Origin of the sequence: Pseudomonas sp. EYE_354 (assembly GCF_023148575.1) — a bacterium.
Lineage (GTDB): Bacteria > Pseudomonadota > Gammaproteobacteria > Pseudomonadales > Pseudomonadaceae > Aquipseudomonas.
In genome coordinates, this window is sequence record NZ_JAHXNQ010000022.1 from 15,810 (window position 1) to 28,228 (window position 12,419).

13 protein-coding genes are annotated in these 12,419 nt (G+C 60.5%); 10 read left to right on the forward strand and 3 right to left on the reverse strand.

The window, feature by feature from the left end:
• Window positions 1-6: 6 nt before the first annotated feature.
• The 10 genes from KZX66_RS23975 to KZX66_RS24020 all read left to right on the forward strand — a co-directional run bounded on the left by KZX66_RS23975 (window position 7) and on the right by KZX66_RS24020 (window position 9,612).
• On the forward strand, window positions 7-1,356 hold the full coding sequence (locus KZX66_RS23975; protein WP_248083713.1) for an AAA family ATPase: 1,350 nt from the start codon (window positions 7-9) through the stop codon (window positions 1,354-1,356).
• Window positions 1,356-1,841, forward strand: coding sequence for a hypothetical protein (locus KZX66_RS23980; protein ID WP_248083714.1), 486 nt, complete (start codon window positions 1,356-1,358; stop codon window positions 1,839-1,841). Before KZX66_RS23975 ends, KZX66_RS23980 begins: the two co-directional genes overlap by 1 nt.
• Window positions 1,841-2,764 carry a tetratricopeptide repeat protein gene (locus KZX66_RS23985; protein ID WP_248083715.1) on the forward strand — a complete coding sequence of 308 codons (924 nt, stop codon included), beginning with the start codon at window positions 1,841-1,843 and terminating at the stop codon, window positions 2,762-2,764. Before KZX66_RS23980 ends, KZX66_RS23985 begins: the two co-directional genes overlap by 1 nt.
• A 62-nt stretch (window positions 2,765-2,826) precedes the next feature.
• Window positions 2,827-3,087, forward strand: coding sequence for a DUF1315 family protein (locus tag KZX66_RS23990; protein ID WP_017528545.1), 261 nt, complete (start codon window positions 2,827-2,829; stop codon window positions 3,085-3,087).
• Window positions 3,084-3,914, forward strand: coding sequence for a DUF2797 domain-containing protein (locus KZX66_RS23995; protein WP_248083716.1), 831 nt, complete (start codon window positions 3,084-3,086; stop codon window positions 3,912-3,914). The genes KZX66_RS23990 and KZX66_RS23995 overlap by 4 nt, the downstream gene beginning before the upstream one ends.
• A gap of 13 nt (window positions 3,915-3,927) precedes the next feature.
• Entirely contained in the window at window positions 3,928-6,585 is a 2,658-nt protein-coding gene (pepN, locus tag KZX66_RS24000) for an aminopeptidase N (protein ID WP_248083717.1), read from the forward strand.
• A 140-nt stretch (window positions 6,586-6,725) separates the two neighbouring features.
• Complete coding sequence (locus KZX66_RS24005; RefSeq protein WP_248083718.1) at window positions 6,726-7,442, forward strand: YafY family protein; 717 nt, start codon at window positions 6,726-6,728, stop codon at window positions 7,440-7,442.
• 50 nt (window positions 7,443-7,492) lie between these two features.
• Window positions 7,493-7,828 (forward strand): nuclear transport factor 2 family protein, encoded by a 336-nt coding sequence (locus KZX66_RS24010; RefSeq protein WP_248083719.1) that lies wholly within the window; start codon window positions 7,493-7,495, stop codon window positions 7,826-7,828.
• A 15-nt stretch (window positions 7,829-7,843) separates the two neighbouring features.
• The gene (gene zapE / locus KZX66_RS24015) at window positions 7,844-8,947 is read left to right on the forward strand and encodes a cell division protein ZapE (protein WP_248083720.1); all 1,104 of its coding nucleotides are present in this window, start codon (window positions 7,844-7,846) and stop codon (window positions 8,945-8,947) included.
• Window positions 8,948-9,120: 173 nt separating this feature from the next.
• On the forward strand, window positions 9,121-9,612 hold the full coding sequence (locus tag KZX66_RS24020) for a GNAT family N-acetyltransferase (RefSeq protein WP_248083721.1): 492 nt from the start codon (window positions 9,121-9,123) through the stop codon (window positions 9,610-9,612).
• 100 nt (window positions 9,613-9,712) lie between these two features.
• On the opposite strand, the gene KZX66_RS24025 is transcribed toward KZX66_RS24020, so the two are convergent.
• From KZX66_RS24025 to KZX66_RS24035, 3 genes are all read right to left on the reverse strand, one after another.
• Window positions 9,713-9,922, reverse strand: a complete 210-nt coding sequence (locus KZX66_RS24025; RefSeq protein ID WP_248083722.1) for a hypothetical protein — start codon at window positions 9,920-9,922, stop codon at window positions 9,713-9,715.
• A gap of 206 nt (window positions 9,923-10,128) precedes the next feature.
• Entirely contained in the window at window positions 10,129-11,886 is a 1,758-nt protein-coding gene (locus KZX66_RS24030) for a phosphoethanolamine transferase CptA (protein ID WP_248083723.1), read from the reverse strand.
• Window positions 11,887-12,046: 160 nt separating this feature from the next.
• On the reverse strand, window positions 12,047-12,226 hold the full coding sequence (locus KZX66_RS24035) for a DUF6026 family protein (protein WP_282446053.1): 180 nt from the start codon (window positions 12,224-12,226) through the stop codon (window positions 12,047-12,049).
• Window positions 12,227-12,419: the final 193 nt, after the last annotated feature.

The window sequence follows — 12,419 nt, forward strand, 5'->3', positions numbered from 1 at the left end:
ACCTCCATGGATGATTCGACGTTCGACCAACTGGAAGCCGCGCTGTCTGCCGCTCCCGGTAACGTCGCGCTGCTGACCGTACTGCTCGGCGCCTGCCTTGAGCGGGGCGAGCATGCGCGCGGACTCAAGTTGCTGCCCCCAGGCTTCGAAAAACTGGCCGACGCCCAGGCATTGAAATCAGCGGCGGCTCGACTGTTGCTGGCCGACGGGCAGGCTGAGCGCGCATTGCCCTTGATCGAAGGTCAAGACCCCGTCGCGCGCCTGCTGCGGGCCCGCACCCTGGCGGCGCTGGAACGTCTCAAAGAGGCCCAGGTGGAATACCGCGCCGCGGTGGACGCCAACCCGGCACTCGAAGACATGGCGCTGTGGCGCCAGTTGAATGTGTCGGTGGTGGACTTTCCGGGGGCCGAAGGGCGTCCTCGACTGCGGGTGATCTCCAACGACGACACCGACAAAAGCGAAGTGGTCCGCCTGCTGGTGCCGGAGAACGAAACCCTGACCTTCGACGACATCGGCGGCCTGGATGAGCTGAAAAAGACCATCCACAAAAAAATCATCCTGCCGTACCAGAAACCCGGTCTGTTCCAGCGCTTTCGCAAGAAAGTCGGCGGCGGCGTGCTGCTGTACGGCCCGCCAGGGTGCGGCAAGACCATGCTGGCCCGCGCAACGGCCGGGGAGTGCAAGGCGACGTTTTTCAATATCGCGATTTCCGACGTACTGGACATGTACATCGGCGAGTCCGAGCGCAAGTTGCACGCACTGTTCGAACAGGCGCGGGCCCAGGCGCCGGCGGTGATGTTTTTTGACGAAGTCGAGGCCCTCGGTGGCAAGCGCGCCAATACCCGCGAGTCGACTTCCTCCAAGCTGGTCAGCCAGTTCCTCTCCGAGATGGACGGCTTCACCAATGACAACCATGGCGTGTTGATCCTCGCCGCGACCAACGTGCCGTGGTCGGTGGATTCGGCGTTCCGTCGCCCCGGTCGCTTTGACCGCGTGCTGTTCGTGCCGCCACCGGATCGCACGGCGCGCGAAAGCATGCTCAAGTCGATGATGAAAGGTCGCCCCATGGCCGACGATATCGACTTTGCCTTCCTCGCCAAGAACACCTCAGGGTTCTCCGGTGCCGACCTCAGCGAGCTGGTAGAAACCGCCGCCGATGAAGCCATCGAAGCCTCGATCGACAGTGGCGCCGAGCAATCCATTTGCGACCGGCATTTCAAGCAGGCCTTGAAAGAAGTGCGCGCCACCACCCTGGAATGGCTGACCACGGCGCGCAATTACGCGCGCTACGCCAATGAAGGCAACCAGTACGACGAAGTGCTGGCGTTCCTCGACAAGCACGGGAAGGGTCGCTGATGGCGCAGTACGGTGGGTATCGCATCGAAGATGAACCGCGTCCGGGCGCTTTGGCCAAGTTTGCGGTCTCGCCATTCTGGCCGCTGCTCGGCCTGATGCTCGGCGGTGCCTGGCTGGGCTTGCCGTGGTTCGTGTTCAACTCGATTGCCGTTGGCAGCCCGACCCGGGTGCGTGAGTGGATACTGGCCGGCGTGGCGTTGGTAGGCAGCATCGTGATCGGCTTTGGGTTGCTGCAACTGGTGGGCGCGGGTTACCTGCAGACCCAGGCGCAAATCCAATACGCCTTGTTGGTGCTGGTGGTGTGGAAACTGACCATTGGCTACCTGTTGTACATGCAGCAGAACGCGACCATCGAGATTTACCAGTACTACGGCGGCGAACTGAGCCGCTTTGGCTTTCCCTTGGCGTTGATTGGTGGCTTTGTGCTTAAAGGCATGGTCGTCAAATGGCTGCCGTACACCCTGTGGTATCTGGTGGTGAGCTGATGAATACCGACTACCTGCTGCACCTGGCTTACCAGCGCCTGCAAGCTGACCATAACGATGGCGCGATCGATGCATTGCGCCAATTGCTCGCCAGCGATCCGCATTCTGCCGAGGCCCATGCCTTGCTGGCGATCTGCTTGATGAACATGCGCCGGGTGCACGCCGCCAGGCGCGAAGTGCAACTGGCCCTTGCCGCTGACGCGCAACTGCCGCTGGCGCACTATGCAGCCGCGCAGGTGGCCATCGCCCAGCGCAAGTTCAAACTGGCCCAGGACCACGTGAGCCAGTTGCTGGACATGGAACCCCTCAACCCCGTCAACTATCGCTGCCTGGCCGATCTGTACCAATTGACCGGTCGCCTGGCGCAGAGCCGCGAACCGTTGGAAAAAGCCTTGCAACTGGGCCCGGATGATCCGGCAAACCTGGTCGCCATGGCGCAGTTCCATCGCGCCAGCGGCCACTGGGACCAGGCGCATCAGTTCGCCCGCCAGGCCTTGCAGGCCGACCCGGCCAATGCCGGCGCCGTGGTAGTGCTCGGCCACCTGTTGTTGCGCGAAGGCGACATCAACGGTGCCCGCGACCATGCGATCTGGGCCTTGCAGGAAAACGCCAGCAACGTCGCCGCGCTGCACCTGCTCACCGCCGTCAAGGCGCGCAGCAATGTGTTCCTCGGGACCTGGTGGCGCTTCAATAGCTGGATGAACGAGCGCAGCGCCACCGGAGCGGTGGTACTGCTGCTGTTGATGTTCGTGGTCTACCGTGTAGCAGTGATCACGCTCACGGCCCAGGGTTACCCGCAGATCGCCGAGATGATCAATTGGCTGTGGCTGGCCTTTGCCGCCTATACGTTTGCCGCGCCGCAGATCTTCCGGCGCCTGCTCGACAAGGAGCTTGTCCAGGTCAAGCTCTCCAAGGACTTTTGACGGGCCAGGTCCCGTCACCCATGCTCTCGCTGAACCAGCGACCGTTATAAGAGGTTGTTCACATGTCGTCTTTTGCTGAAATGATCGAAAACATCACCCCGGACATCTACGAGAGCCTCAAGCTCGCCGTGGAAATCGGCAAGTGGTCCGATGGCCGCAAGCTCACCGCCGAGCAGCGCGAACTGTCGCTGCAAGCGGTGATCGCCTGGGAAATCCAGAACCTGCCGGAAGACCAGCGCACCGGCTACATGGGCCCGCAGGAATGCCAGTCCAAATCGACCACCGTGCCGAACATCCTGTTCAAGTCGGATGCGATCCATTGATTGAGATCGGTCGCGGTGCAGTCAGCAAAATGTCGGCGCAACTCGGTGAGCCGACCGTTCAATACGCGTTTCGTCTGGGCGATACCGAGGTGCCGGTCAACCCGTTGATCGGCACCCATGTGCGCCTGGAGTATCTCGGTGCCATCCATTGCAGCCATTGCGGCCGCAAAACCAAGACCAGCTTCAGCCAGGGTTACTGCTACCCGTGCATGACCAAGCTGGCCCAGTGTGACCTGTGCATCATGAGCCCCGAGCGTTGCCATTATGACGCCGGCACCTGCCGTGATCCCGGCTGGGGCGAGCAGTTCTGCATGACCGACCATGTGGTGTACCTGGCCAACTCGTCGGGCATCAAGGTCGGCATCACCCGCGCCACGCAGTTGCCGACGCGCTGGCTGGACCAGGGCGCAAGCCAGGCGCTGCCGATCATGCGCGTCGCCACGCGCCAACAGTCCGGCTTCGTCGAAGACCTGTTCCGCAGCCAAGTGGCCGACAAAACCAACTGGCGTGCGCTGCTCAAGGGCGACGCACAATCGGTGGACCTCAAGCAGGTACGCGATGAACTGTTCGCCAGCTGCGCAGACGGCCTGCTGAGTTTGCAGGAACGCTTTGGCCTGCAGGCCATCCAACCAGTGAGCGACCTCGAGCCGATTGAGATTCGCTACCCGGTGGAGCAGTATCCGGCCAAGATCGTCAGCTTCAACCTGGACAAGAACCCGATTGCCGAAGGCACGCTGCTGGGGATCAAGGGCCAATACCTGATCTTCGACACCGGCGTTATCAATATTCGTAAGTACACGGCCTACCAGCTCGCCGTGCATCAGTAGAAGGATGCCACCCATGCGCACCGAACAACCGAAGATGATTTACCTGAAGGACTATCAGGCGCCGGACTACCTGATCGACGAGACGCACCTGACCTTCGAGTTGTTCGAGGACCACAGCCTGGTCCACGCGCAGCTGGTGATGCGCCGCAACCCTGAGCGTGGCGCCGGCTTGCCGCCCCTGGTGCTGGATGGCCAGCAGTTGGAGCTGTTGAGCGTCAACCTGGCGGACCAGGCCCTCACAGCCGACGACTACCAACTGACCGACAGCCACCTGACCGTGCACCCGCAGAGTGAGACCTTCACCCTCGACACCACGGTCAAGATCCACCCGGAAACCAACACCGCCCTGGAAGGCCTGTACAAGTCCGGCGGCATGTTCTGCACCCAGTGCGAGGCCGAGGGTTTCCGCAAGATCACCTATTACCTCGACCGCCCGGACGTGATGAGCACGTTCACCACCACGGTAATCGCTGAACAGCACAGCTACCCGGTGCTGCTGTCCAACGGCAACCCGATTGCCAGCGGCCCCGGCGAAGACGGCCGCCACTGGGCGACCTGGGAAGACCCGTTCAAGAAACCGGCCTACCTGTTCGCTCTGGTGGCAGGTGATTTGTGGTGCGTTGAAGACACCTTCACCACCATGACCAACCGCACCGTGGCGCTGCGCATCTACGTCGAGCCGGAAAACATCGACAAGTGCCAGCACGCCATGACCAGCCTGAAAAAATCCATGCGCTGGGACGAAGAGACCTACGGCCGCGAGTACGACCTCGACATCTTCATGATCGTGGCGGTCAACGACTTCAACATGGGCGCCATGGAGAACAAGGGCCTCAACATCTTCAACTCCAGCGCTGTGCTGGCCCGCGCCGAAACCGCCACCGACGCCGCGCACCAGCGGGTCGAAGCCATCGTCGCTCACGAGTACTTCCACAATTGGTCGGGCAACCGCGTGACCTGCCGCGATTGGTTCCAACTGTCGCTCAAGGAAGGCTTCACGGTGTTCCGTGACTCGGGCTTCTCCGCCGACATGAACTCGGCCACGGTCAAGCGTATCCAGGACGTGGCGTACCTGCGTACCCACCAGTTCGCCGAAGACGCCGGCCCCATGGCCCACGCCGTGCGCCCGGACAGCTTTATCGAAATCTCCAACTTCTACACCCTGACCGTGTACGAAAAGGGCTCGGAAGTGGTCGGCATGATCCACACCTTGCTCGGTGCCGAAGGCTTCCGTAAAGGCAGCGACTTGTACTTCGAACGCCACGACGGCCAGGCCGTGACCTGCGACGACTTCATCAAGGCCATGGAAGACGCCAACGGCGCCGACCTCAGCCAGTTCAAACGCTGGTACAGCCAGGCCGGTACGCCGCGTCTGGCGGTGAGCGAGTCCTACGACGCTGCGGCCAGGACCTACAGCCTGACCTTCCGCCAAAGCTGCCCGGCCACCCCGGACAAGGTGGAAAAACTGCCGTTTGTGATTCCGGTGGAGCTGGGGCTGCTGGACGGCAAGGGCGGGGAGATTGCCTTGTGCCTGGCTGGCGAAGCGGCGGCGGTCGGTACTTCCAGGGTCATTTCGGTGACCGAAGCTGAACAGACCTTCACCTTCGTCGACATCGCTGAACAGCCGTTGCCTTCGCTGCTGCGTGGTTTCTCGGCGCCGGTGAAACTGAGCTTCCCGTACAACCGCGATCAACTGATGTTCCTGATGCAGCATGACAGCGACGGCTTCAACCGCTGGGATGCCGGTCAGCAACTGTCGGTGCAGGTATTGCAGGAACTGATCGGCCAGCATCAGGCCGGCCAACCGCTCAAGCTCGACCAGCGCCTGATCGACGCCTTGCGTACGGTGTTGAGCGATGAGCGCCTGGATCAGGCCATGGTCGCCGAAATGCTCTCGTTGCCCGGTGAAGCGTACCTGGCGGAAATCAGCGAAGTGGCGGACGTCGATGCCATCCACGCCGCCCGTGAGTTTGCGCGTCAGCAGCTGGCCGACAACCTGTTTGAAGGCCTGTGGCTGCGTTATCAGGCCAATCGTGAACTGTCCAGGAACACGCCGTATGTCGCCGCAGCCGAGCACTTTGCCCGGCGTGCGTTGCAGAACATCGCGCTGTCGTACCTGATGCTGAGCGGTAAACCCGAAGTGTTGGCCGCGACCCTTGATCAGTTCGACACCAGCGACAACATGACCGAACGCCTGACCGCGCTGGCGGTGCTGGTGAACTCGCCGTTTGAAGCGCAAAAGGCTGAGGTATTGGCGGTGTTCGCCGAAAACTTCAAGGACAACCCACTGGTCATGGACCAGTGGTTCAGCGTACAGGCCGCCAGCACCTTGCCGGGCGGGCTGGCGCGGGTGCAGGCACTGATGCAGCACCCGGCGTTCAACCTCAAGAACCCGAACAAGGTGCGGGCGCTGATCGGCGCATTTGCCGGGCAGAACCTGATCAACTTCCACGCGGCCGATGGTTCGGGGTATCGCTTCCTCGCGGACCTGGTGATCCAGTTGAACGGCTTCAACCCGCAGATCGCTTCCCGGCAATTGGCGCCGCTGACGCGCTGGCGCAAATACGACAGCGCGCGCCAGGCCTTGATGAAGGCCGAGCTGGAGCGCATTCGCGCGTCCGGCGAGCTGTCGAGTGATGTGTTCGAGGTGGTCAGTAAGAGCCTCGCTTAAACGCAACGTTAAAAAACGGCCTGTTCAGGCCGTTTTTTTTGCCATGAATATCCCCCAGACCGGTCTTTCTCGCTGCTGCCATATCCTGACGGGAGGCTCTGTTAAGCTGCGCCACTTTCTCCTTTTACGGTGGGATCCAAGTGTCGCGTACCACTCGTCTGCTGACGTTGTTGCAGGCCCTGCGGGGCAAGAAACGTCCGGTAACCGCTGCTGTGCTGGCGGCGCAACTGGAGGTGTCCGAGCGCACGCTGTACCGCGATATCGCCGAGTTGACCGCCCTGGGGGCGCCGATCTTCGGTGAGGCCGGAGTAGGGTACGTGTTGCGCAACGGTCTGTTTCTGCCGCCGTTGATGCTCAACGCAGAGGAAACCGAAGCCGTTGTGTTGGGCTTGCGCTATGTGGATCAGCGCGGCGATGAGGTGCTGAGCCGCGCCGCGGCCAATGCGTTGGCCAAGATTGCCGATGTGCTCGACCCGGCCGCCCAGGAAGCCTTGCGCAACCCGACGTTGTTACCCGGCCCGCCGGGCTTCGGCTACCCGGAAAACCGTGTGCCGCTCAATGTGTTTCGTGACGCCATACGTCACCAGGCCAAATTGCACATTGATTACGCCGATGCCAGCCAGACCCAGAGCCAGCGCTTGATCTGGCCCCTGGCGCTGGGCTTTCTCAATGAGGTGCGGGTGATCGTGGCCTGGTGCGAATTGCGCGGCGCGTATCGTACGTTCCGCACCGATCGGGTGGCGAGTGCGCACGCCCACGGCGAACGCTATCCGGGGCGGCGCAGCGACTGGCTGCGCGCCTGGCGCAAGTTGATGGAGCAGAACGACTCCGCGCCATTCACTCCTGACAAAAACTGACACACCCGTGGCTTAGCATGGCGCCATCAACCCCCACAAGGAGCTGTGCCATGTCCCTGCCTGAATTGGCTCCCGCCATTGCGGCCTATATCGCGGCAACCAATACCCGCGACACCTCGGTCGTCGACCAGTGTTTTGCCGACGATGCCAATGTGTTCGATGAAGGCCAGCATCAAGTCGGCACCGCCGCCATTGCACGCTGGATGGAAGACACGACGCGACGTTATCAACCGCGCGTCGAAGTGCTCAACGTGCAGCATCGCACCGGCAAAGTGCTGGTCAGCAATGTGGTGTCCGGGAATTTCCCCGGCAGCCCGCTGCAACTGCGCTATACCTTTCGCCTGAACGCGCAGGGCAAGATTTCACGGCTGGATATCTCGCTGTAGGTCATACTCGCGGGCATGACTTTCGACTCGCCCCTCACTGCTTATCAACACGCCATCGCCACGCAGGGATTCGCCGCCGACGACGCCCAGCGTCGGGCGGTGGATGCCCTGCAAACCTGTCATGAAGCGCTGCACCAAGGTCGCACGCCGATCACCGGCGTATACCTGTGGGGCCCGGTGGGGCGCGGTAAAACCTGGTTGATGGACCAGTTCTACCAAAGCCTGCGGGTGCCCGCGCGGCGCCAACATTTTCATCACTTTATGGGTTGGGTGCACCAGCGCTTGTTCCAGCTCACCGGCACCCCGGACCCTTTGCAAGCCCTGGCGCGCGAGCTGAGCCAGCAGGTGCGTGTGCTGTGTTTTGACGAGTTGTTCGTCAATGACATCGGTGACGCAATCATCCTGGGTCGGCTGTTTCAGGTGATGTTCGAGGAAGGAGTGGTGATGGTCTGCACCTCCAATCAGCCGCCGGACCAGTTGTATGCCGATGGTTTCAATCGCGAACGGTTCTTGCCGGGAATCGCTGCGATCAAACGGCATATGCACGTCGTAGCGGTGGACGGCGGGGAGGATCACCGTTTGCATCCCGGCGTGGGCCTGCAGCGTTATTGGGTCAACCAGCCCGATGCGCTGGCGGATGTGTTCCGGCAACTGGCGCAAGGGCAGCGGGTGAGCAGCGGCCCGGTGGTGGTGGGGCATCGTAGTATCACGGCCGTGCAGTCCAGCGACAGCGTGCTGTGTTGCCGCTATGCCGACTTGTGCGAGCAGCCGTTGGCGGCGATGGACTTTATGCTGCTGTGTGATCGGTTCAAGGCAATCCTGCTGGGGGAAGTGCCCGACTTGAGCGCGCAACAGCGTCCGGGTCGGATCGCACGCGGCACCGAAGACGGTGTAGAGCGTGTGGCGGCGGGTGACCGCCAATTGCCGCAATTGTCGGTGCACGATGACAGCGTACGTCGCTTCATTGCCCTGGTGGATGAGTGCTACGACCGCAAGGTGCCCTTGTTCATCGAAGCCCGAGTGCCGCTGGAGCGCCTCTATACCGAGGGCTACCTGGCGTTTCCTTTCCGTCGGACGCTGAGTCGCTTGCAGGAAATGCAGTTGCAGCGCTTCGGCTGAGACCCGTACGAAAAAACACCGGAACCGGCAAGTGGCGTGTTCCTGTCGGTCTAACCTTCGCGTTTTCGCACGCATATTTATCGTTAATCCCCTTCGTGCAGCGTGTTCCCGGCGCTTACAATCATGCCCCTCAAAGGGAGTCGACTCCCGTGCAGTCGTGATCGAGGAAGGCAATGGAAACCCCAGATATCCTGGTGCTGCAAGCCAGCTACACCAATCCCGTGCACGCTCAAGCCATTGGCTGCGTGCTGAACCACTACGCTGAAGACCCGATGGGTGGCGGCCATCCTCTTCCTGCTGATTTGTTGGAGCAACTGCCGGCCGAACTGGCCAAGCGCCCCCATGCTTTCAGTGTGCTGGCGTTTGTCGGGGGCGTGCCGGCGGGCCTGGTGAATTGCTTTGAAGGGTTCTCCACGTTCGCCTGTCGGCCGCTGATCAACGTCCACGACGTGGTGGTAATGAACGCGTTTCGCGGGCTGGGCCTGAGCCAGAAGATGTTGCACAAGGTCGAGGAAATTGCCCGGCAGCGCGGCTGCTGCAAGATCACCCTGGAAGTGCTCGAGGGCAATGCCATCGCCCAGTCGGCATACCGTAAGTTTGGCTTTGATGATTCGAAGTTCGATCCCGCGTACGGGCGTATGTTGTCCTGGAGCAAGCTGCTTTAATAAATAGCCGATAAAAAAGGCGCCATTAAATGGCGCCTTGATAAACCTCTGCCAAAGGGAGCGCAATGGCAGAGGGAACAGCGGATTAACTCAGCATTCATTAACTTTCCGGTTGTTCCTGACCCTTAATGTCGCGTTTGAATGTCTTGCCGTCGGCCGAAGCCGTTTGTTCTGCATTGTCATGAAGTTGTTGCTGAGTGAAGGCGAATGCCTGATAAAACGCCTTCGAGCGCTCTGCGCCGCCCTCTGCAAACGCGGCGGCGGAGCCCAGTGTCATAAGGCTGGCAAGCATCAGGGTGGAGAGTTTCATAGCAGTGTTCCCATTTAGAGTGATAGGTATCCGCTCGCTCCATGATCAGATTCATGGCGCGACTATGGGGCTATCTTATTAAGTGGGAGTTAACCTCAAGATGACTTGAGGTTAACTATTCTGCTAGTCATGCACGCATGGTGTTAACGCGTATATATCTGTTGGAAAGCGCGCTGGTTTAAATCAGAGCGCTTGTTTGCTTTGTGTTACGGAGCGGGTACTTCCTGCAGCACCACATCCGTCGGGCTCGCCTTCTTCGGCTTGATCAGGCTGAAGTCGATCAGCGCTTTTTGCTCGCGCAGGTACGGGTTGCCGATCAGCAAGGGGCGTGGCTGGAAACTGTCGCTCACCACGCTTTTACTACGGTCCAGCTCATTGAAGCTCAGCCCGGCCAAATCGGCCCAGGTGTGAATCAACTGCGAGCTGCTGTAAGGGCGTTGCAGGTCGGCGGCAAATTTCCAGTCGTGGGTTTCGCGCCATTTGGGCGAGGCGTAGGCCATGAAGGGAATCGTGTACATCGGCGCCGTCGGCTTGCCTTCGTTACGCCCCAGCGTGGCATGACCGGCTGAGTCGAACACGTCTTCGCCGTGGTCGGACAAGTACAGCAGGAAGCCGTTGGGGTCGGTCTTGGCGTAGTCCTTGATCAGACTCGACACCACGAAGTCGTTGTACAGCACGGCATTGTCGTAGCTGTTGTAGGTGGGCAACTGATCGTCGCTGATGCCGGCCGGAACGCCTTGGCGGTCGGTGAATGTGTCGAAGGTCGGCGGGTAGCGGTACTGGTAGCTCATGTGCGTGCCGAGCAAGTGCACCACGATGAACTTGCGCTCAGCCGGGTCGGCCAGGGCCTTGGCAAACGGTTCGAGCACGTCGCCGTCATATTGGCGGGCGTTCTGGTTGCGGTTGTTGTTGAGGTACACCTGCTCGTCGGCCTGTTCGGAAAAGGTCGTGAGCATGGTGTTGCGCTTGGTCATGGTTTGCTGGTTGGTGATCCAGTAGGTTTTGTAGCCGGCCTGCTTCATCACGCTGACAATCGACGGCGTTTTCAGGTACAGATCCGGGTTCTCCTCATCGGCGAACGTCAGCACCTGTTGCAGCGCTTCGATGGTGTAGGGGCGTGGGGTGATGACGTTGTCGAACACCGCCAGTTGGTCGCGTAGCTTGTCCAGTTCGGGCGTGGTGTTGCGCGGGTAGCCATAGAGACTCATGCGCTGGCGGTTGGTCGACTCGCCGATCACCAGCACCAGGGTCGAGGGTTGCCCGGCCATGGTGTCCTTGAGGTTTGTCAGGGGCGCGATCTGGCTGGCGCTGTCGAGCATGCCTTGCATGTTGTCCAACTGCTCGGTGTAGCGGCGGTAGGCGACGATCATCTGCCACGGCACGGCGGGTTCGATGCGCGACTCAAAGCGGTCGAGGGCGTCTTCCATGGTGTCGCTGCGGGCGATTTGCTTGACCAGCGGGTAACCGATGATGCCCACGATAATTGCCGTTGCCGCCACCAGCGCCTGGCCGCGAGGCAGGTACACCGGGCGCACGCGGGTCCACAGGAAAATCGCCACGGCGGTGTGGGCAATAAAGGCCAGCACGATCCACCAGGCGAAGTACTGGGTGGCGTATTCACCAGCTTCGGAGATGTTCGACTCGAACATGATGAAGATGACGCTTTGGGAAAATTCCTGCTGGTAAATGAAGAAGTAACCCAGGCTGGCCATGGAACATGCCCAAAGCACTACACCGATCAGCGCCGCAAGCAGGCGTGTCCGGCGTGGGAAGATCAGCAGCGGGGCGAGCCACAGGGCGCTCATGAAGAACGCTTGGCGAAAACCACTGAAGCCGGACGTGCCGCTGATTTGGATCAGCAGCTGGGTAATCCCCGAGAAGTACCAGAAAAACAGGAATAGCCAGCCAAGACCGGCCCAATCAAAGCCTTTCGCAGACTTAGTGCTGCGTTCGAACATCGCCATCCAGCGCTCCAACCCGGTGATTTTTCAGTCGTTGCGCAGGCTGCACGCAACGTAGGCCACCCTTATGTCGGGTGGCCCGTGGGGGCGGGAGTATCGTGAATGGCGTGTGAAAACTTTGTGAGATTTTTGTAGGCGTAATCTTACAAAGTGAAGGCGAGGCTTAGCAGAGCGCTGGCTGTACACCAGCAGGCTGGTCCAACTGGGCTTGGATGATATGAGCGCGCAGGCGCATGACTTCCTGCTGCAGGTGATCGCGTTCGTCTTTCAACTGGCGCAACTCATCGCGACGGATAGAAACGTAGAGGGTCTGTGGCGGACGGGTCATCTGTGCAGTGCTCATTGCTTACCTCGCAAATAGCCGGTGTGTCGCGGTGTGCCAGAACGCTTGAGTCGAGGTTCTCGGCAACAGTCGGAAGCAATTCTGAATTCTTTTTTACAGCAATGGAACTTTTTTATTTTTGACGGTCGTGTGACTTTCGCTGCCGTGATGGTGAAACGATGGCAACTTTTTTGTCATGAAACTACCCTGATCA